Source organism: Haladaptatus halobius (assembly GCF_020618475.1).
GTDB classification, from domain to species: domain Archaea; phylum Halobacteriota; class Halobacteria; order Halobacteriales; family Haladaptataceae; genus Haladaptatus; species Haladaptatus halobius.
The window spans coordinates 208,737-229,053 of the sequence record NZ_CP085337.1 but is presented as its reverse complement, the minus strand read 5'-3'; the positions used below and the strand labels follow the sequence as shown (position 1 = coordinate 229,053).

General features: G+C 52.5%; 22 protein-coding genes and 2 pseudogenes. 10 read left to right on the top strand and 14 right to left on the bottom strand.

Going from position 1 to position 20,317, the window contains the following annotated elements:
* Positions 1-96 precede the first annotated feature (96 nt).
* The 4 genes and pseudogenes from LIW51_RS25005 to LIW51_RS24990 all read right to left on the bottom strand — a co-directional run.
* Positions 97-246 (bottom strand): annotated as a pseudogene (locus LIW51_RS25005) (IS5/IS1182 family transposase); the annotation flags it as partial.
* A gap of 93 nt (positions 247-339) precedes the next feature.
* On the bottom strand, positions 340-507 hold the full coding sequence (locus LIW51_RS25000) for a DUF1931 domain-containing protein (RefSeq protein ID WP_227378998.1): 168 nt from the start codon (positions 505-507) through the stop codon (positions 340-342).
* Positions 508-667: 160 nt separating this feature from the next.
* The gene (locus LIW51_RS24995; protein ID WP_227378845.1) at positions 668-1,042 is read right to left on the bottom strand and encodes a DUF7344 domain-containing protein; all 375 of its coding nucleotides are present in this window, start codon (positions 1,040-1,042) and stop codon (positions 668-670) included.
* Between the two features lie 167 nt (positions 1,043-1,209).
* Positions 1,210-1,704, bottom strand: coding sequence for an Lrp/AsnC family transcriptional regulator (locus LIW51_RS24990; RefSeq protein WP_227378844.1), 495 nt, complete (start codon positions 1,702-1,704; stop codon positions 1,210-1,212).
* Between the two features lie 1,060 nt (positions 1,705-2,764).
* Here LIW51_RS24990 and LIW51_RS24985 point away from each other — a divergent pair.
* Positions 2,765-3,598 carry a TrmB family transcriptional regulator gene (locus LIW51_RS24985; RefSeq protein WP_227378843.1) on the top strand — a complete coding sequence of 278 codons (834 nt, stop codon included), beginning with the start codon at positions 2,765-2,767 and terminating at the stop codon, positions 3,596-3,598.
* A gap of 18 nt (positions 3,599-3,616) precedes the next feature.
* Here LIW51_RS24985 and ddfA (LIW51_RS24980) read toward each other — a convergent pair whose 3' ends face one another.
* Positions 3,617-3,925, bottom strand: coding sequence for a DdfA family disk-determining factor (ddfA, locus tag LIW51_RS24980; RefSeq protein WP_227378842.1), 309 nt, complete (start codon positions 3,923-3,925; stop codon positions 3,617-3,619).
* 202 nt (positions 3,926-4,127) lie between these two features.
* Between ddfA (LIW51_RS24980) and ddfA (LIW51_RS24975) the strand changes: the two genes are divergently transcribed.
* Positions 4,128-4,433 carry a DdfA family disk-determining factor gene (gene ddfA / locus LIW51_RS24975; protein ID WP_227378841.1) on the top strand — a complete coding sequence of 102 codons (306 nt, stop codon included), beginning with the start codon at positions 4,128-4,130 and terminating at the stop codon, positions 4,431-4,433.
* Between the two features lie 244 nt (positions 4,434-4,677).
* Here the strand turns inward: ddfA (LIW51_RS24975) and LIW51_RS24970 are convergent, their stop codons facing one another.
* From LIW51_RS24970 to LIW51_RS24950, 5 genes are all read right to left on the bottom strand, one after another.
* On the bottom strand, positions 4,678-5,346 hold the full coding sequence (locus tag LIW51_RS24970) for a helix-turn-helix domain-containing protein (RefSeq protein ID WP_227378840.1): 669 nt from the start codon (positions 5,344-5,346) through the stop codon (positions 4,678-4,680).
* Positions 5,347-5,777: 431 nt separating this feature from the next.
* Entirely contained in the window at positions 5,778-5,825 is a 48-nt protein-coding gene (locus LIW51_RS39480; protein WP_368411867.1) for a hypothetical protein, read from the bottom strand.
* 552 nt (positions 5,826-6,377) lie between these two features.
* The gene (locus LIW51_RS24960) at positions 6,378-7,340 is read right to left on the bottom strand and encodes a transcription initiation factor IIB (protein ID WP_227378839.1); all 963 of its coding nucleotides are present in this window, start codon (positions 7,338-7,340) and stop codon (positions 6,378-6,380) included.
* A 639-nt stretch (positions 7,341-7,979) separates the two neighbouring features.
* The gene (locus LIW51_RS24955) at positions 7,980-9,641 is read right to left on the bottom strand and encodes a transposase (RefSeq protein WP_227378838.1); all 1,662 of its coding nucleotides are present in this window, start codon (positions 9,639-9,641) and stop codon (positions 7,980-7,982) included.
* A 63-nt stretch (positions 9,642-9,704) separates the two neighbouring features.
* Positions 9,705-10,298, bottom strand: a complete 594-nt coding sequence (locus tag LIW51_RS24950) for a GNAT family N-acetyltransferase (RefSeq protein ID WP_227378837.1) — start codon at positions 10,296-10,298, stop codon at positions 9,705-9,707.
* A 248-nt stretch (positions 10,299-10,546) separates the two neighbouring features.
* On the opposite strand from LIW51_RS24950, the gene LIW51_RS24945 reads away from it, so the two are divergent.
* The 5 genes and pseudogenes from LIW51_RS24945 (at position 10,547) to LIW51_RS40065 (ending at position 13,523) form a co-directional block, all read left to right on the top strand.
* Positions 10,547-10,894 carry a VOC family protein gene (locus LIW51_RS24945; RefSeq protein WP_227378996.1) on the top strand — a complete coding sequence of 116 codons (348 nt, stop codon included), beginning with the start codon at positions 10,547-10,549 and terminating at the stop codon, positions 10,892-10,894.
* 393 nt (positions 10,895-11,287) lie between these two features.
* Complete coding sequence (locus LIW51_RS24940; protein WP_368411865.1) at positions 11,288-11,749, top strand: DUF6653 family protein; 462 nt, start codon at positions 11,288-11,290, stop codon at positions 11,747-11,749.
* 39 nt (positions 11,750-11,788) lie between these two features.
* On the top strand, positions 11,789-12,628 hold the full coding sequence (locus LIW51_RS24935) for an alpha/beta fold hydrolase (protein WP_227378835.1): 840 nt from the start codon (positions 11,789-11,791) through the stop codon (positions 12,626-12,628).
* A gap of 115 nt (positions 12,629-12,743) precedes the next feature.
* Positions 12,744-13,046 (top strand): annotated as a pseudogene (locus LIW51_RS40070) (glycosyltransferase family 2 protein); the annotation flags it as partial.
* Positions 13,047-13,523 carry a hypothetical protein gene (locus LIW51_RS40065; protein WP_438267441.1) on the top strand — a complete coding sequence of 159 codons (477 nt, stop codon included), beginning with the start codon at positions 13,047-13,049 and terminating at the stop codon, positions 13,521-13,523.
* Positions 13,524-13,601: 78 nt separating this feature from the next.
* On the opposite strand, the gene LIW51_RS24925 is transcribed toward LIW51_RS40065, so the two are convergent.
* The 4 genes from LIW51_RS24925 to LIW51_RS24910 form a co-directional block, all read right to left on the bottom strand.
* Positions 13,602-14,573, bottom strand: a complete 972-nt coding sequence (locus LIW51_RS24925) for a M48 family metallopeptidase (protein WP_227378834.1) — start codon at positions 14,571-14,573, stop codon at positions 13,602-13,604.
* Between the two features lie 78 nt (positions 14,574-14,651).
* A complete protein-coding gene (locus tag LIW51_RS24920) occupies positions 14,652-15,317 on the bottom strand; it encodes an HD domain-containing protein (protein WP_227378833.1) in 666 nt (221 codons plus the stop codon).
* Positions 15,318-15,565: 248 nt separating this feature from the next.
* Positions 15,566-15,946, bottom strand: coding sequence for a DUF1428 domain-containing protein (locus tag LIW51_RS24915; protein WP_227378832.1), 381 nt, complete (start codon positions 15,944-15,946; stop codon positions 15,566-15,568).
* A gap of 263 nt (positions 15,947-16,209) precedes the next feature.
* Entirely contained in the window at positions 16,210-17,295 is a 1,086-nt protein-coding gene (locus LIW51_RS24910; RefSeq protein ID WP_227378831.1) for a winged helix DNA-binding domain-containing protein, read from the bottom strand.
* A gap of 846 nt (positions 17,296-18,141) precedes the next feature.
* Here LIW51_RS24910 and LIW51_RS24905 point away from each other — a divergent pair.
* The 3 genes from LIW51_RS24905 (at position 18,142) to LIW51_RS24895 (ending at position 19,673) form a co-directional block, all read left to right on the top strand.
* Complete coding sequence (locus LIW51_RS24905; RefSeq protein ID WP_227378830.1) at positions 18,142-18,864, top strand: sporulation protein; 723 nt, start codon at positions 18,142-18,144, stop codon at positions 18,862-18,864.
* A gap of 68 nt (positions 18,865-18,932) precedes the next feature.
* On the top strand, positions 18,933-19,241 hold the full coding sequence (locus tag LIW51_RS24900) for a hypothetical protein (RefSeq protein WP_227378829.1): 309 nt from the start codon (positions 18,933-18,935) through the stop codon (positions 19,239-19,241).
* A gap of 63 nt (positions 19,242-19,304) precedes the next feature.
* Entirely contained in the window at positions 19,305-19,673 is a 369-nt protein-coding gene (locus LIW51_RS24895; RefSeq protein ID WP_227378828.1) for a VOC family protein, read from the top strand.
* The last annotated feature ends 644 nt before the right edge of the window (positions 19,674-20,317 follow it).

Here is a 20,317-nt window from a genome sequence, read left to right as displayed (position 1 = left end):
CATGATGCTGTTCCGAGGTAGCGTTACCATACACCCACCTATTAAAATCAGTAATGATCTCTCCGGCCGTGGTGAATCGCCAGACTGAGTTTGATTTCACTGTTTGACAGCCTGCTTGATGTTGTGAACCGCACACAGTAGGACGAGCTCACGAAATTCACCGTACCAAGTTCGCGAACGCACGGCGTCGTAGAGCGTGCGCTTGATCGGCGAGAAGACAGTCTCATACATCGCTCGTTGCCGGTAGCCGGTTGCTGGTAGCATACGGCGACCTACGTAAATCTACTGTGTACATTCGTGTGGGTGATCAGTATGCTAAAACCAGCAGGCTATGAGTGTCTAGAGATCGCGAGGTTGGACTGTTTTGCGGTCGTTTTCCTCGGCTCGTCGTGCGGCATTGTCGAGGACGGTCGCAACTTCGTCGTCGAGTGCATCATAGAAGTCACTCGAAACGTTTTTGTCTTCGATCTGCTTTTTCACTGCGGCTTTGACAATTAAATCGGCTATACAGGCGTTTAGACGGTATAATACTACAAAAATCTACGGTAACAATCGGTCGCATGCAAGTCGAATATAGACAACTTAACGTGGAAGGTACTCCAAAAGCCCACCTCTCTGCGGAAATCATTGCTTCTCATATCATTACATTACTTTCAATCAACTTCTTTCATTCATCCTCACCTGGAAAGAGTTCGGGGAAACGATCAACCAGGGCCTCAACCTGCGGATGATCAGTATACGCCACGTTTTCAGCAGCTCGATCATATTCGATGAGCCCTGCATCGGCAAGTTTCGGGAGATGGCAGTGCTGAAGTGAGACGGTGACTTCGTCCACTTTGTCCGTCAGAGCGGTTTCAGGGGGTGGCGTGTCTTCCCAGGCACTAATGTCGGCTACTAACTCCTCAAGAGAGATCGGTTGATCTGCCGTTTGAAGGCGTTGCAATACATATCGTCGCCGTCGATCCGCAAGAAGATTGAAAAGGCGATTCGTCTGCTCGGCGGTGGCATCTTGAGGTGGTATCTTCTCGAACTGGTCTTCCATAGCTATGTTTTGACCCCCAAATCTATAACGATTGTTTATGTCTATTCCTAGACATTGTGGGAAGCGCAGCTCAGCGCGGAAGGATTGTGTATAGTTGAGGGATACGGTGTGAGATGCCTAATTAATGCAGTTAAAACTGTGATTTCCACAATAAAATCGAGTGGTGGTCAGTCTTCACGCTCGGCGCCGTCGTCAAGCGCACCCGTGAAAAAGAAGTGATTGAACGGTTGGGCGCGCCGCTGACGCATGATCTCTGAACTGTCGATCGTCAACCCGAGTTCGTGCAGTGCGTCCGTGATCCGCGTGATATCTTCCGTGCTCGTCCCCACAACTTCCACATGGAGATTCCGACGGCCGGTGAGCATCTCGCGCACATCGACGACTCCATGGACGCCAAGTGTTTTTTCGACGAATTCAGTCCGTTCAACTGCCGGGGCGGTACACACGAACAACACGCAGAGTGGGAGGTTCGCTGCCTCATAATCAATTTCGGGATGGTAGCCCTGAATAATGTCGTCGGGTTCGAGCTGCTCGATGCGGTTGCGAACGGTACTGGGTGAGACTCCAACGGTCTCACCGATTTCTTGGGCAGTCGTGTTTCGCGCATCTTGCTGAAGAAGATAGAGGATACCGCGATCCACATTCTCAAGCGGACGGCTCATACGGGTGACTATGAGTCTGGCTAGTTGACTATATCCCCACGGAAGACTTTTCCAGCCGTTCTCGCCCGTGTGGAACGACAGATAGTCGTCTGCAGTCCCCCGTTGGTCGAGACGGTCGACGTATCTCTTCAACATATGGTTTGCAAAGGGCGTCACTCACTTCCTCACGCTACTAGTTTCCATGAAATTGAGGGGAAGTTATGGATGAGTAGATGTTATTATTGATTACAATTATGCTTAGTAAACAGTTAGATGTGCTATCAAATACCCACAGACGACGTGTTCTCTTCGCCCTGGCAGAACGGTCTCCCTACCCCGACAGGATAGATACGTCACATACTGTAGAGACAGACGGCGGAGAACGAGATCAGACGATCGTCATGCAGCACGTGCACCTCCCTCTGTTAGAAGATCACAGGTATATCTCCTGGGACCAAGAGGCACAACGCGTGACGAAGGGCCCGCAGTTCGACGACATCCAGCCACTCCTCACTGTCCTGGTTGAGAATCAAGAAGCGCTTCCTGATGGGATTGTCCCTGACTAATCGATCGTGGTCGAAAACTGCCACGAATGTGGCAGTTTCAGCACGGAGCGGCGATTGGTTGGGACCCTTTCGAGCTCCGTGCCGCCTAAGGCTTCGAGCCACCACGACATAGCTCTACTGTGATTATCTGGGTGAAGATTTGAGTGACTCCCAGAGTAACCCAGTGACACGTGGTCACCTGGGACTGTGACGCATCGGCTTCAGCCACGCTTCTCATGCTTCACAGTCGGAGTAGCCTGTACGGTCGCATGATGTTAAATCCAAAGTTTAAGACTCATATTCTACGTTTTCCGGACATTTGAACTGCGATTTCCCGAATTTGGAGCCAGATAGGACGCGAATCAGCAAGGTGATGGAAATCGTATGAGTGTGCTTCATGGTGGCTGAGACACTTCGAGCACCTATGGACAGGAGTCCTGACAGCGGATCTCAATCAGCTGGGCAGGAACTCACTTGTGAGCGGCGCCATAACACCAGAGATAACACCGGAACCCCCGGTCACAAGGTTGGGACCCATGAACAACGTATCTAATCACCAGCAAGCAGTCGAATTGCTCCAGCAACTCGGATTAAAAGAGTATGAGGCGAAGTGCTTAGTCGCACTGTCACGCCTCCCGAAAGGCACCGCCAAAGAAATCAGCGAAACCTCCGACGTACCACGAACGCGCGTCTACGATGCGATCAGAGTGCTCGAAACCAAGGGCCTTGTCGAAATCCAACACTCGAATCCACAGCAGTTCCGGGCCGTGCCGATCGAAGAGGCTGCCGAAACACTGCGTCAGGAGTATGAGTCGCGAACGGACACACTCGTCGAGGCAATGGAGAACATCGAACCAACAGTGCCGGACAGTGATGAGGAGATCACCCACGAAGTGTGGGCGCTCTCGGGCGTCACGCCGATTCGCAATCGGACAGGGCAACTTATTGATGCCGCCGGCCAGGAGATCGTGCTCATCGTCGGGCGGGACGAAGTCATCACAGAGGAGTTGCTTGATCAACTCCAAGCAGCGCAGGAGACAGGCCTTCGCGTCCTCATTGGCACAGCGACTGACCAGTTACGCGAGCACATTGCAGCGGCACTGCCTGATGCCGAGGTCTTCGTTTCGGGGTTGGAGTGGCTGAATGGGTCACCAAGCGCTCGTGCTGACGAAACAACAATTAGTCGATTATTGCTGATTGATCAGAATACAATTCTGGTCAGTTCGGTGCATGAGACGGAGACTGGTGCAATTGACACCGAGAAAGCAGTGTTTGGTCGAGGCTTCGACAATGGGATTGTGGTGATTGCTCGGCGCTTGATGGCGTCCGGATTGCAACCGGCTGACGATCCCGCGATGGCCGACGAATAACGTGTGCGAACCTGCCACCTACTCTCGGTGTTCGTCGAGCGGATCAATGTTGATGCTGAAGCCAGGGCGATCGCTGGTGACTGTCACAGTATAGCCAGCATACGTGAACGTGACCTGGCCACCGGGTCGGTCACTCCCAGTAGGGCGCGGCGCAAACAATGCATCGAGTGCATCGGGATCGATAGCCTCATACAGGGGCTCGAGATCGTCACTGGAGCCCTCCGCCCGCGCAGCGATCCTCTCAACGATTGTCGTCGACGGTGATGGTTCAGTGTGCCACGCGGGTTGTGAGCCGTTGTCGTCTCGTGAGAAGTCTTCTAATCCCATTTGTGTAGTCTTCTCCCACAGTCGCTATCAGCTACTGTGCTTACTGGTAATAGTTCCTCTGGCTCATTATTTCATTATGGATGTGGGTTAGTTTACTATTTTTCAAAACAGCTGTCAACCACTGAGAATTGTACTGTTACCCACTTTCTCACACAGGATTTAAGGGCGTCAAAGTCTTAGTCGTGATACTGGAACATTCGCCATGACTGCGCCTACCACCACACCAGCAAGCACTCGTCGCCACGACGCATCACAGCAGTCAGTAACTGAGCAGATTGTCGCGGCGATCGCCGATGCAGCCGACACCTCGCATCGTGAACTTCCGCCGCTCTACGAGGTCATCGATCCCGATGCGCTGAATCGCCTCTTCACACCAACCTATGAGGGAGACACGCGATCAGACGGTCGAGTGAGGTTTGCGTATGCCGGCTACGAGGTTGTTGTTCACAGTATGAGCGGCGTAGAGGTGAGTCCAGTCAGCACGTCCGGTGAGCAGCACCACGAGTAAAACCACTGATCAGCCGTGTATCCGCCTCCAGACAGGGTGCAGCTGGCGTCGTCAGACTATTTTTAATAGAACTAATGGTAGACGACGAGAGAGGAGGTTTGGTAGAAGATGAGCAACCGTCAGTTGAATCGTTTGCGTCATTCGTCATTACACTGCGTTACTCATTCTCAAGCAAGAGATCAGAGGCTCGAGATTAACGGCATTTAAATCTACGAGAAGATGTATGCCATCACGATTATCTAGACTACTCATCGTCGCGAGCCGTGTCAGTCCCAATTATCAGTGCATGTTCAATGAGATTAGCTGACCCACGCCGGATCCGCTGGGAAACAGCATTTGAAGAAATGTCGAAGACTTCTGCCAGATCTTCGAGTGAGAAGTCACGAGGAACGTTAAAATAACCGCGTTGAAATGCTGTTACTAACGTATCACGCTGTTCCGTGGTCAATCCGTAAGTGCGCTGTCGTGGAGCAGTCGAGAACGATATTTTGTTGGCTTGAAATGAATAGCCGCGTTCCGTGAAGTGGTCACGAAAAGTAGACACTTGGTCTTCTTCGATGAACCGCAGTTGGAGTCGCCACTTCTCGCCGTGCGCTTTTGCTTCAACAATGCTCGCATGTTGGTCTATCATCTCATTAATGAGATCAACGAACTCATCATGCCAGATGACCTGATACAGAACTCTATCCGCAGATTCTTCGATAACAGTTACGTTGTTAACCGTCGGATCGTCCTGCATTGCCTTCTGGAACACTTCAAAATCCCCACCGGAAGCCCAGAGTAACGGCATAACTTCCTCGGCACTGTGTGACGCGAGTCGGTCTGCTTCGACGATCATCTCTGGTTCGGTCGTGAGTGCATGTTGGAGTGTGAATGAGTCAGCGGGAACCGTCACGTCTGCAACGACGCTCATGCCAATTCAAGGACTACCATAGGAATAAGACTCTTGGCACCTCTCAATACAAACCATATAAATATCATTCTGAATTCTATCAGGGAAAAGTAGTATTCGATAGAATTATCCTCTTTATCAAAGAAGACAACATATTTATCGGAACTCCTCTCATAAAGTAGTCTTTCTCTCTATCCCTAGCAAAGCAAAAGTAGCAGTGAGCAGTATTGAACCGGAGCACATGCTTTTTGTCCCGCCCTTAGTCGCTATGTGGCCACCGATGAGTTCGGGGACAAACCCCGGTACCTCGTCGCTCTCCGTTAGCGGTTATGACCTGTATCCTCATCGCTGGGGATGTCCGAGATGACCTTTTTGAGGATTCCCTTAGTACCCCACCGGAGCCGCTCGGAAAGTGTTTGGTGTGAGACGCCGAGTTTCTCGACCAATTCAGATTAGTCGATTTCCCGTGGGACGTCATAGTAGCCGTGTTCGGTAGCAATGGCAAGGGCTTCTTGTTGGCCGACGGTAAGATCGAACCGAACACGTTGGGCGCTATCGCCATCATAGATACGGAAGACGTCAAGTGAGAATCCGTGCTCGTGCGCAAATTGACTTACTGCCGAAATCTTGTTCTGCTCGGGGAAGAGTACACGAAGATCCTACTGATCGTCGTGCGCGGTTGCCCGCTGCACGGTCGCGCCCTGTTCAAGTAGCATATACGCGATGATCTGCGTCTTGTTAACTCATCCCATCCGGTAGAGCCGTTCGTCCTCAAGTTCGGTGAGAACCTCGACATTCCCGACACTAGGGTGGTCTTCGAGTGCGCGGTCAGCGTCTCAAAATCACCGTTGGATGCCCAGACGAACGGTAGTACGTAACCTGTATTGTGTGCGACCACCCGGTCGAGGCTGAATTTGAGCCACCTTGATCTAGATAGATGGAAAGTGCATTTCATCTAGTAGCGAGCGGTAGAAATAGTTCTGTTGCGTCGGGAAGAACCACGGCAAAGGGGTTGAACGGCGAACTACGGAGCATAACGGTAAACTATGTCGTTAATAGAGATCCAGCGCATCAATCTGTTCTTGATAGCGATTGCGGATGGTGACTTCGGTGACCTGTGCAACCGCAGCGATCTCGCGCTGTGTTTGTTGCTCATCACAGAGCAGTGAAGCGGCGTAAATCGCTGCAGCAGCGTAACCAGTGGGCGATTTTCCTGAGAGCAGGCCCTGTGATGTCGTGATATCGAGAATTTCGTTGGTTTTGGCTTTGACCGCGTCACTGCTTCCGAGTGCTGAACAGAACCGAGGAACGTACTGCTTCGGGTCAACCGGTTGTATCTCAAGACCGAGTTCCCGTCCGATATAAATATAGGTCCGTCCGATTTCTGTTCGAGCAACACGCGACACATCTGCAACCTCTTCGAGACTGCGAGGGATATTCTCGCTGCGACACGCTGCATAGAGGCAACTTGTTGCAATCCCTTCGATCGATCGGCCTTGAATCAGATCTTTGCCGAGTGCACGGCGGTATATCACACAAGCAACTTCGCGAACCGAGCGCGGGATGCCGAGTGCACTCGCCATCCGGTCGATCTCGCTGAGCGCGAACTTGAGGTTCCGCTCGCCGGCATCCTTTGTTCGGATGCGCTCCTGCCATTTGCGCAGCCGATGCATCTGACTACGTTTTTCAGCGGAGAGCGAGCGACCAGACGCATCCCTATCTTTCCAATCAATATTCGTGGTAAGACCTTTATCATGCATCGTCTGAGTTATCGGCGCACCAACTCGAGACTTGTTTTGTCGCTCTTGATGATTGAATGCTCGCCACTCAGGCCCACGGTCGACAGGCTCTTCCTCGATAATTAAACCACAGTCCTCACACACGATCTCATTTCCGTCTGCACTCGTGAGAAGAGTTTTTGCGTCGCACTCAGGGCAGCCTTGGACGCCCTCGTGTTCATCAGTCTTGCCTTCCATCTCATTGTCGCGTTTTTGCCGACGAGTCGGGCGTATCATTAGCAGGGTTATATAGACTGTGCCGAGACGGTTAAGCTCTCTGACTGATTCTAGGGACGCGCTATTGAGAGCGATAGCGATCCCATGTCCATCTCGATCAACTATAATTTGATTTCAATAACCGTACTCAAGCACCCTGTGCTGAGCAAGTTATGGTAACTCATGGTTGATGAGGATGATGTGTGCCTGTTTTGGCAAAGGCACAGTCACCACGTCTGCATAGGTAGATGTGATCAGGTGAACAGCGGCGCATAGCCACCTCGATGAGACGAGTAACCCTCAGGCATATTTTCAGATGGCACTCCCGGGGGGTGTCCACTTCCGCTTATAGATCTATGCGGAAGTAGAAGGTGAAAACGAGGGGAGTGCAGTATTCTGGCGAGTAGGGGCCTGTACCTGACAATGGCGCTTTCATGAACCATATACCGCTATATGAAATTCGCGTAGGCGAAGATGAAACTACACCGGCAACAGAGTACCCAGGATGCACGATTTCGACGGATACATCGATCTACAACCATTTCAAACAGGAATCTAAGAGTCAATTCTAGTTAATATTCTAACATTCTCACGATTTGCGCGCTGCTTGAGCCAATGCTGTCGCTCATCAACGGGCGTTTATTATACTACCCGTCGGCTTTAGCCGATTCCTGTCTGCTTCAGCAGCGTGAGAACCGTGTTTGCGGTCAAAACTGGTGACCGCTTGTACTCGCCGGTCACGTCGATCTGCACCAGCAAATCAACAGCACGCCACATCGAATACAGCAAGCACGCGAATGCGAAGTAGAAGAATCGCAAGACAAAGTTCTTCGACGTCGTTGCGGCCATGAACCGTTTGACGCTCTTATACCCACTCTCAATCTCCCAGCGATACGAATACTCGCGCAACAGCTTCGGATCCCCATTCGTCATAAACACAGAATACTGGCGATAGTCCGTCCGATCTGAATCAGCCATCCGTCGGTACACTAGTGTCGTCTCATGCCGCTCGTCATTATCCAAGCGGAGGTTCCGATCAGTCACATACCGATCCTGGTCCCACTTGAGCAACCGCTGTGCTTGGGCTTTCTCGCTTGTCTGCATCCGCTTTGGGACAACATATCGAAGTCCACGCTGGCCGATTTCTTCCAAGATATGTTGGCTATCGAACTCTCGGTCCATCAGGACGTTATCGACAATAACTTGCTCTTGAGCAGAATCTAAGAGATCTCGGACGATCTCCACCCGAGAATCTCCTTTCCGAACCGGCCGAGCGTCCAAGACGATGGGTACTGCATTGCCGACGAGCAGGATCGTTGCCCACTGGTAGGCGTACTCACCATCTTTCGTTCCGATAATCTCGGCTTCATGTCTCGTACGATCACCAGTAAAGGGATCATCTTCAGTCGTATCGATCGCGACGATACCAGCCCGATGGAACGTATCAGTCTCCGCAATACGATCCAACAACCGGCCGATTGCCTCACGATACATTTCGCGGATTTCGTCGATAGAAAGGTCACGAAGATGCGTTCGATGGGTATGTCCCAGTGGCGTCCGCTCGCGTTGTGACTCAAGCGTGAAACTCTGTGCACCCTCATTTACAGCCAAGTGTTCACGAAGTCCGAGATACGTCTGGAGATCCCGGAAGGCGTTTTCGTGTATCTCACAGCCACTACCACGATCAAGCGAAAAGCCCGGATAAACGATTCGAGAAACGTGGTTTGTGACTTTCTCGGCATAATCTAGGACGGATTGTTCGTCAGCTTCCGCTTCCTCATTGAGGTCGTGTAAATGCGTGTCCGGTGGCTCTCGGGGGACTGAAAGGCCTGCTCGATCTGCTTTGAGCAAAATCGTCTCTGCGGCTGTCTCAACCGTGTCTTTGAGCTCCGTAGTGAATCGATACTTCCAGCTTCGCCACAGCGTTGCTTGGTCGGGTATCATTTCAAGATTGAGATGATGACACAGCGATGAACGCTGCTGAAGATGCTCGATCAGAGCTGTCTCGTGCTCCCATCCATGGAGTTCTTTAAGGAGAAATAGCCGGATCAACAAGACCATTTCGTACCGTGTTGATCCGGTATATCGATCATGGGGTTGAAACTCGAAATATGCTAGCGGAAAGTCAGAAACGAAACCCTCGACTGACTCATGAGCACCGTGCTCGAACCAGACCTTAGCAATGGTCCGAACATCCTCTTCGAGAGCATCAAGCGAACTTCGGTCATACAGCGATGTCGTGTCGTACGCTGGCCACTTTCGGTACGAATTCGATGCAATCGTTCGAAAGACAGCACGTTGCGAAGTCGGCGTCGAATCCATTGGTCGGATGCTTCTGATTCGAGCGCAAGAGCCTATCTATACTGATCAGTTCAGAGGAATTATTTAGCATTCAGTCGCCTCAAGATACTCTTCACGGGAAATCGTATATCTGTGAACATCAGCAACGGTTTCCGACAGCGGAAGCCAATTACGGAGAAGACCCTCGTACTGGCCGCCATACCGTTCGACGTATTTGTTGATCGCCTGTCGAGACTTCTCGTTCCCATCGATATGGGCGGCAACGACGAGTTCGAGATCGAGCCGGTCGAACGCCACGGAAAAGAGAGCATCGGCTCGCTCACCGGAATATCCGCGACCCCAAAATTGCTTGTCGAGAAGAATGCCAAGGTTGCCAAGCCGCTTTTCCCAATCTGGATACAGCCCTGTCGTTCCGGCGATGGCCCCTGCCCCATCTTCCCCGTCCTTCGGTCGAATAACGTATTTCGCACCCTCGGCATCGTTCCACAGTCGTTCAGCCTTGTTTACATAATCATATGTCTCTTTCATCGTCTTGTGGGGCGTCGAATCCCAATACTCGAACATCTCCTCCGTATCGTCGCCATCGGAGTAGAGTTCGTGAAGGACGAATATATCGACGGAATCGTGCGAAATTCGTTCAAGGATGAGCCGATCCGTCTCGATGCGTTCAGGGAACATAGAGTATCTCCTCTGTTGAAAGCAATAAATGTTGTATGTAGCAGCCTCAGCTTTGTTGCAGACTATCCCGATTGAATGATCCGGTCAATAAGCATTTCTCTGTATCAGCTATTTCAGTGAGGACCTGTTGAAACGAAGTGACGAGACAAGCGCTACTTCCATATGCATTGTGCGACCCAGTTTCAACTTCTGAACAGAAGTTGAGACTACAGCGGCTATAGCGTAGCCAGAATGCATGATTTTAGCCAATCTACCTCTACACGAACGTCCTTGGCTTCGAGAAGAAGACCGACGAACCAGTAGGCGAGGCGAGCTGGTTGACCGTGGTCGGACCAAACTCGCCCGACGGCGTCGAGCTGCTCCTGGAACCCACAGAGAACCCAACATTTGACGAGGAGCTTGAGGCGTACCGCGACACGCTCGTCACCAACGGCATCCCCTGGACCATGTTCGGGTGCGAGGACGTAGAGGCCGAATATGAACGCCTGAGCGAGCAAGGCGTCGAGTTCACCCAGGAGCCGATGACCGCCGGGGGCGTCACGATGGCTGTCTTCAACGATACGTGCGGGAACCTCATACAGATCACCCAGCAGTGAGATGGACGTGGTAAACCAAACCAACCACCCGATGCCGACTGCGGCATGAGCCCGAGGGTTTCAACGAGATCTCTCATACTGGTTCTCCTATCTGGGTGGTATGTATTTGCGCGGGCCTCCGGAGAGGCTGGTTGGACGGTTGTGCTGGATACTGCCTGAGATTTTACTATAGACATTCGATCAAATCGGTCGGAAGATGGCTCTGATGTCTACCTAGCTTGTGGATACCGCGCTGCTGCATACATCCTCTATCTTCAGCATCCCGTTCCTCTCATCATTGCGGACATTCATGCTCCTCGTGTGAAATAGTGAGGGCCATTCCACGTTATGGACGACGCACTTGATGACTAGTAACTCCCCCTTAATCTATATGGGTATACACGATAGTAAGATATGTACCCTCATCAAATAACCAATATGATTAAGGACTTAATGAAGGAGGAGGAAATCTGGGCCAGACATTCCAATCCGAAGAGTGGGTGGAGTCGGATGGCCGCAGGGTTCGTGATCGTGGGTGCACTCTACCATCGGAAATGGAGTGTGTTAGGGCTCACCGTGCTGTTCCTAATACTCAACCCGGTATTGTTCCGCGAACCCACCGAAGAATCGGACGATTGGATGTACAAGGTCGTACGAGCCGAAGAACGCTGGACAAACGACGGAAACTGTCTCATCGGTCTCGGCTACCCACAGATTCTCAACACGGTGAGCATTCCAGTCGGACTCTATGGTCTCTATGCTGCGTACAAGCGGAAGCCAATCTCGACAGTGGTGTTCCCGCTTGTATCACAGGGACTCAACCAGTGGTGTATGAAGGAGATCATCGAGTATTACGAAGAAGCTGATTCACAGTAAGAAGTGTCTTCGTTGCTGTTGACTATCGATTAATAAGTCATGAACGGACAACACGGTGAATTTCCGACTGAGGGCGAGCGCCTTCAGCGGTCAGGTTCTGACATTCATTATTGGATCGCAGGGCCGGACGACGGCCCACTCGTCGCCTGTACTCATGGTGCGTCAATGGATCATCGAATGTTCGACCCGCAAGTCCCACCCCTCGTTGCCGGAGGGTACCGAGTACTTACTTGGGACATTTGCGGGCATGGGCAGTCCAAGCCCATCGGGGAAGAATTCACGGTATCAACGGTGACAGAAGACCTGAGAGCCCTCATCGACCACCTCGGCCATGAGAGAGCGATATTAATTGGGCAATCGTTCGGTGGCTATGTCTCCCAAGAACTTACGTTCCGCTATCCGGAGCGCGTAAACGCAATAGTCGTAATCGGTGCAACGGATATCACGACACTCCCGTCTCGACTCGAAGGTATAGGGCTCAAACTCTCACCGTATATCTTCAAAATCTGGCCCGATAGACATCTTCGAAAGCTCATCGCAGAGAACACAGCGGTGACTCCGGAAGTACAACAGTACGCCGCCAAGGCAACTCGCCGATTATCTAAGCAGGAGTTCGTCACTGTCTGGAAGGCAGTCGCTACCTGCCTCCACGAAGAAACTGACTATCGCATCCAACAACCGTTTCTCCTAACTCATGGCGAATACGATGAAACGGGCATTATTGCGAAGACGGCTCCTGACTGGGCTGCACGCGAACCGAACTGTCGCTACGAAGTAATCCCCGAGGCAGGACACAATGCCAACCAAGATAACCCGGAGATTTTCAACCAAGCCCTCCTTAGATTCCTCCACGAAAATGTGCCCCCTAGTACTGTTTAGATTCCGTTAGGGCTGACCCAGTATGCGTAGAGAGCGTCAGTCTCAACTTCTGCTTGGCCTGCAGGGGAAGGATCAAATTTTTATTTTTCGATTCTTTATATTGTGAAAATACAGAATGACTGGACCAACCGTTTCAATCGTTACTGTAGCGTATTACTCCGCGGACTACATCAAACGAACACTTGAGAGCGTTCAGCGGCAGACGATCGGCAAATCTCGTGTCAAACATATTGTAGTTGACGATGGCTCCACTGACGGAACGACAGAAATTGTCGAGTCATTTGAAGCTTAATATGTTCGTCTCATCAAAAACGAGCAAAATAGTGGGGATGGAACAGTCTCCTCCAATTAAGGCATTGAGCAGGCACAAGGTGATTACATAGTTATACTCGATTCTGATGATGAATTTCTCCCGTCATTGGTAGAGCGGGAAGCTGATATTCTTGCTGCTCACAACGACATCGATTTCGTCTACCCCGACTACTACGAGCAATTCCCAGATGGAAGTTGGGAGATCGTTCGGACTGGCGATGATATTATAAAGACGGTCAAGGTCGGCATGATGCACCGAGCCGACTACCACCGGCGATTCAATCTCTATGACCCGGAGATGATCTTTGCAGAGTATGACCTCCTCCAGCAATATCTCAACGCTGGCCTTACTGGATATCATATCTCAGATCCGCTTTTTGTCTATCATCGACGGCGGGAGAGTCAAACCGGCAACCGTGCACGCGTCAAAGCTGGTAAAGAAGAGTTGAAAACAAGTATGGCGAGAACACTAAAATACGTAGATAACACTTCTGAAAACAAAGCCGAGCATCAACATTGTTCTTCGAGCAACATTTCGAAGAAACTCATCACCACCTACCACTCAGATCTTCCTGACCAGTAAACTTTACAAATCTTATTCTGCGTCGTTTATGCATTGGGAACGCTAGCCGCAACGGCTACACGCACCCAGAAGATGAGATTAGTTGATGTCGACATGGTACCACTGACTCGCTTCACGATCCAACCCAGCACCCTTTGCGGCCTCGCGAACACGTCGTACGCGCTCATCAGTCGGTGGGTGACTTGCGAACGCTCGTTCTAACGGTGTTTGTTCCATCCTTCGATCAGGAGTCGAAAACATCCACGAAAACAGCCCCCAGCCAGGCTCGTTCGCACGCTGGATCTTTTTGAGTGCATGAGCAAACGCCAACGGCTCATCGAGAACCGCCACAGCTCGCTGGTCAGCTGCATATTCGCGGCGGCGAGAGTAGGCTTGGAGCGCCAGCGTTGGAGCGACGAGCAGACCGATCACGAATCTGGTCAGCCCACGCCGCAAGCCGCTTCCAACACTGGTTGGCCCTCGCACCGGTCGACTAATGAGCAGCGAAAGCCCCCAGCAACCCACTGAGACTACGACCATGAACGGGATAACCATCATGAGCACGAGAGTGGTCACCATACGTAGGAGACTCATAGCCAGGGTCTGTAGGAGACTATCGTAGCTTTCGAGATGGGCGAGTTCGTGAGCGAGAACCCCTTCGAGTTCTGCAGGTGTCAGCAAGCGGACGAGCGAGTGGTCGATCACGAGTGACCGACTCCCGAGTGCGAACGCGTTGGGCTGGCCAAGCCGTGCAATGTAGACATCCGGTCGGTCGATACTCATTCTGCGACTCAACCGTTCAATGCTCGCGTGGACTCTCGGAGCCTGGGCTTCCGAGAGAGGAGTTGTATTGAGGCCCACGAGGAGACGCTTGGTACTCATTCGATAGCTCACGTAGCTGAAACTGAGCGCAATCACACTCGTAAAGAGAAACAGTAACGGGAGATCTGTATTCATGAGGAATGTACTGATCACGTGAATGCCAAAGAGGACGCCGACGCCAGCAAGAGCGAGCAACCACGCTCCAATCAGAAGAGCGAGTCCGCGTGGTCGACGAGATGAGACTGGCATATTTTTTGTAGGATCTGCACACGAAAAACGGTTTCTGCACACCTCTCACAAGCAGATACGGTTCGCTGTCACACAGATCTATCTCTCCCCTTCAACCCCTATTTCCCTCTCAAACTGTGTAAAGAACTCCTCCATGAAACGCCATCGGGACTCTCCAAGCCGACGTGCAGGAGCCGTATACAACAGATTCAGACGCTCCTTTGCCCACTCCCGAAGGAGCGTGATATCTGGAAGATCCGATGTCTCCATTCCAAAAATCGACGAATCATCAATGACTGCGTATTGTTTGCCTGCTCGCCCCGATCGCTCACCGACAATACAGGCTAAACGAATGAGACCACGTGCACCAGCAGCCTCCAACTTATCAGCGTCAAAGAGGAGTTTCGCCTCGAGCGTCTCTGGCTCAGGGGAACTCGACCGAATACTGTGGGTTCGAATACAGTGTTTGACAGCGTTTATTTGGTCAGTTGTCACCGATTCGGTCGTGAGAAGCTCCGCCGATTTTGCTGCGCCCCAGTCATTGTGATCGTCAATCTCCCCCACTCGTTCTCGTGGTCGACCGATGTCGTGTAACCAGGCTGCTGCAGCAAGAACGTCTCTATCAACAGTATTCTCACGCTCATTTGCTAACCGAAGCGCCAGATCACGGACTCGTTTGGCATGGAACCGATCGTGTGCTGGGAGGGCAGCTTCATAATACGGCACCGCCACCGTTCGAGCAAGGGAACCTAATTCCTGCGTCATTGGAGAAGATGAGAAGTCATCTCGCAAATGGTATAGTAGTTATGGGAACCTCATACAGCTCTAGTATTGAGCGATGAATTCGGACAATCTACATTGAGAGCGCCAGTCCTAACTTCTGCGCAAAATATCTTTAAACGGTATAGATCTGTTCTTTAGATAACATCGAAGTCGCTGGAACAAGCGATAGTGAGAACCGCTTCGGTATTAGCATCAAGGCACAGGCCGATCTGTCCTTTTCGTTTCGCTCCTCAATTCTCGCGACTGACGATGGAGCGGAAGCCGCCGTAAGCCATGCGTTCCGAGTCGAAGGGCATCTCCTCGTCGAAGCTGTCCGGGTCCATCGCGGGATTATCCATCACCTTCGCGTTCACCTCGTCGCGGTGCTCCCGAGACTCGAACACGACAAACGCGAACACAACCGATTCGTCGTCCCTGGTTTCGGCGAGTTGTGGGAAGGTTTGTATCGGCATGCCGTCCATGTCTGGCTCCATGTCGTCTCCGATCCCTTCGAAGTACTCGAGGGCACCGTGTTCGATCCACATCTTTCCGCCCTCGGCGGCCATTTCGCGGTACGTATCGAGCTTCTCGTTCGGGACTGGGAGGACGAATCCATCGACGTATCGTTCCATACATACACATAGGGGGCAACAGGGCATGAACGTACCGTTGAGCCCGGTCTTACCGAGGTATTTCAGCCGAACCAACCCCACCTGCGCCGAGGTAGGAGGTGAGTATCATCCAGATCTTAATCGGGGCTTCCTGGCGGTGAGGACGATGTATCGCGGATATTGAACTCCATCGGATCGATATTATTCGATTCAGCACGCAATACTGTCTTTGAGACCATTGCCCACTTTGAATCAGAAATACTCAGAATATCCGAGTATCCAAATTAAAGAGTCGTAAGTTCGACTATGGCGTCCCGTCCCAGGAATGCACCGAATCGATCCGCGGCAGCTTTTACGGCCGCTCGCTGCTCCCGCTCGAGCGGCCGGTAGACGACCACGTCGAAGGTAACCGTCTCATTACGTACCGCGCGCCGCCAGTGGCCGGTCCGCTGACCATCGAGAATGACTTCGCCTTTGAACGAAACTTCTTCCGCGGAGGCCTGTGCGATCCCGGATGCGTCGACCACGTCTCGGCTCTGGCTGTAGCCCATGAAGTACTCGTCGTACCCCTGGAGGAAGTGGGCTATCGGCGTAGTGAGTTCGTGATCGGGTCGCCGGCCGACGTACCAGTACGATCGTTCCCCGATGACGTCGCGCTCTAGTTCGGACTCGACCATCGCGATCCCTCTGCGGATCTCGGCCAGCGTGAGACTCGACCAGGATTGGAGATCCTTTTCCGTCGCGGGCCCGTGGCTCGTGAAGAACCGGGATACCAGATTGGCGAGTGCGTCGTCTCGAGAGAGCGTCCTTGCACTGGGTGCCCGATCGTCGAGGAGGGCATAAGTATGTTTCTTCCCGTCGGGACGGCCGCTGCAGACGATACCGGCGACTTCGGCGTCCATCAGAAGGTATGGCAGTCGCTGGCCCGTCGTATCGATCCCGCCGTGTCGGAGGACGTCCTCAAGTTCCGCTCGTGTGAGGTGATCTCCGCCTTCTACTGCTCGCTTGATCAGTCGCCTAGAGCGCATTCGTACGTCTTCGGTCAGCCGGAGGCGACGGTAGCGGTGGCCGTTATGGACGTGGATGCGCGGTGCGGTGAGCTTGAGTATCCATTCAATGTCCTCGGGGAGCACGAAGTGCCACGTCGGCCGCAAGAGGTGCGTCCGAAGGATCGTTCCGTCGGCATACGCACGATCGAGGTCGGCGTCCGTGATGTCATCCGTTCGAACGCCGATGGACCACTTGGCAGGACCGAAGTCCTGGGACTGGACGGCGCCCAACCAGTGAACAGTCTCTTCTGCGCTCGTAAAAGGTCGTCCGGAGAGGCGTTGGTTGTGCATCCGCCAGCGTGCTATGTGTTCGGCGTCCATGAGGACTAGAGAACATACTCGTTGATCAATTTGCCCGTGAGCACGTTCGTGGTTACATCCTGCAGTGTACGTGAGTGCTATCGGCCTGTTTGTCCTCTGGCTTGGTATTACCGGAATTGTCATTTACGGTGAACTCGACTCAACACAGTACTCACAGGCTCATGCGAACAAAGCTTGAGAGCAAGCGGAACTCCAACCTGTCGAAGCCATAGACAGCGACTCACGTGGCCTGCTCGCCCGTCTACTCAGACGGTAAACACAGATTCGTTCCATCCGCTTGTCGCACTCGACACATTATCCTTGCCACTTGACCCACTCGACACGGTAGTGTCTCACGTCCAAAACGGACAACATTAGAGGACGGGTCCACGAATAGTAGTCGGGCTGTGGTCGATGTCGGAGAGATTACGCTGCCGTAATCTGGTTCAGTGATGGTCGCTGCCGAATAGGTGACCGATGACGGCATGCTCGACGTGTTCCCCAAGGGAAGGGCGAGAGTGACGACGCTAAGCCAAAGGAGTTCGACTGTAACGGACTCAGTGGCTTTCGCGCAAGTCTCGACGTAGTCCTGCTTATTACAAGGCCACTTGACCTCTCAGGAATTATTCTCGAGATAGCTTAGGAATTCGGCCGTCGCGACGAAGTGGATAGAAGATCTACAGTCATTCGTCGGTAATACGAGGGGAAGATCGCCACGCCCAAGAACGTTAAGAGTCAGTCCCAGTGAGCCCGGAGACACCGTCATTGACCGCCCCGACCGCTGACAGACAGGTCGTCGTTGGCTCTGGTTAGTTGGTGGTAATCTAAGGACGAAAGCATATACGGGCTGATCTCGAACTCTCAAGCATGAAACGCGTGCTCTCGAGTATCGGTATCGGTGCAGCAACGGTTGACACGATCCTCCCGAAGACACAACTGAAACCAGGTGAAACCGTCGAAGTGACTGTCGAACTCGAAGGCGGCGATTCCGACCAAGAGATCACGGCGATATACTTCGCGTTACTGACACAGGTTGACGACGACGACGTCGTACTCGACCAGTTCCAGCTCAATGAATCGTTTACGCTCGCCACTGGAGAATCCCGCACGACCACGACTGACATTACCGTCCCTCGATCAACGCCGCTGACGCAGGACGGCCAGCAGGTCTGGCTCAAGACGGGGCTCGATGTCAAGTGGGCCGTTGACCCGACCGACAAGGACACGATCGAGATCGTCCCTGATGCGTACCTCAACGCTCTCTTGGATGCCCTCAATAAGCTGGGGTTCACCACTAGCCATATTGGAATCGAGGAGACGCCTTGGCTCGACCGCCGGCAATTCCTCCAGAAATTCGAGTTCACACCCGACGGTGATCAGTGGCCGGATCTCGACGGTGTGACCGTCATGCCAGTTCTGCGTGGCGAGGATCTTCGCGTTTTTATGGAGATCGACGAGTGTGAGTCCGCCGAGCACCTGACCGACCAGGACTACGACAAACAGGAGGTCAGCATCACATTCGACACGACCAATCTCGACATAATCCGGCGACGTCTCAAGTCGACGATTGAGGCGCACACCCACGTCTAACAGCTTATTTATCCTGGATCGGTACAACAAACAAAAGGGTATACTAAACACGGCAGTTAGAGCTTCGAATGCTTGATGAGCGCGTAGAGAACGGGCCCACTGAGTACTTCCTTAATTTTCCGGTCGAAGCTGTCGATTGGGAGGTCTCACATCGAGTACAACGCCAAGCGGGCGCAACGAAATACGACCCAGAAACGGACGAGACCATAAGTACGAAACCGTCCGCAGCCCGTGACGCTGACGAGACGGCACAGAAACGCGCACAGTGGGGAGCAGTTCGCCTTCGACGCGATGCCCCCAGAATGGTCAAAGTGACCAATAAGAGCTACGAGAACCCTGCAGACCACAGTACGTTGTTTCCATCGCCGAAATGGTAATCGTGACATGGATCGAATAGCCCCGAGAAATACCTTTATAAACTCAGAAAAATAGCGGAACATATGAGCCTAATACACATCTGTCTCAACGTAACGGACGCCGAAGAGTCGGTACAGTTTTACACGGAACAACTCGGTTTCGAGGAGTCATGGTCATTTGAGAGCGGCGACACTGTAAATCGGTACGTCGCCGACGACAACGGTGTCGAACTACAACTTTCGGATTCCAACGGTGTCGACGAAGTGAACGTCGGCTCCGCATGGGATCATCTGGCGCTTTCGGTCGAGAGCGTCGACGATGAATTCGAACGCATCGATCACTATGGCATCGTCCAAGAACCACAGGATCAACCCGCGGCGGGAGCGCGCACAGCGTTCATCAAAGATCCCGATGGCCATGTCGTGGAGCTCGTCGAGCCACTTGAGGAATAACCGACCGTCCGAGCGCGGCTTAGAGAGTGCACCGAATCGAGCGAAACCAAACGAAGACATCTCTGTCGGTGCCTCACTATCAGTCACAAGAACCGCTGCCAATTCCCCAATCACGGGTGTTGTTGTGAGTCCATGCCCGGACACCCCCACTGCGACTCTCACAGTCGACCGCGTCGAATGTCGGTCGATACTGTCGTCTCCATAGGGCGAGTGCGACAGAACACATACGCTGCCGCATCCATGAGATGGCCGTTTCCACTGGATAAGTATCCCGCAATGAACGCATTGCAGGCTATTCTTCCTTAACGCTCGGAAGCCTGTTTATCACGTCTTGTGAGTGACGGATGCACGCTCTTTATCTTGCATGACTGCAATCGACCGTATCTCTCTCACCCGCTGAGGAGGGACAAAGGTCAAACGAATAGGACTGGTAACAGTTTACATGGCACACCGAGACTCGGCGAAATCGCTGGAATGTCGATGCACGCGGTGTAAGTACAATAATAATGGCACCTGTGGGTATCAGGGGAGGCTCCTCATCAATTCAAATGGCGAATGTGAAATGATGGAAACGGGCTTCGGTGGCGACAAAGGCCCGTATGGAGACTGATCTAACCGCAGACCCTGAGACTGCCGAGAGGGCA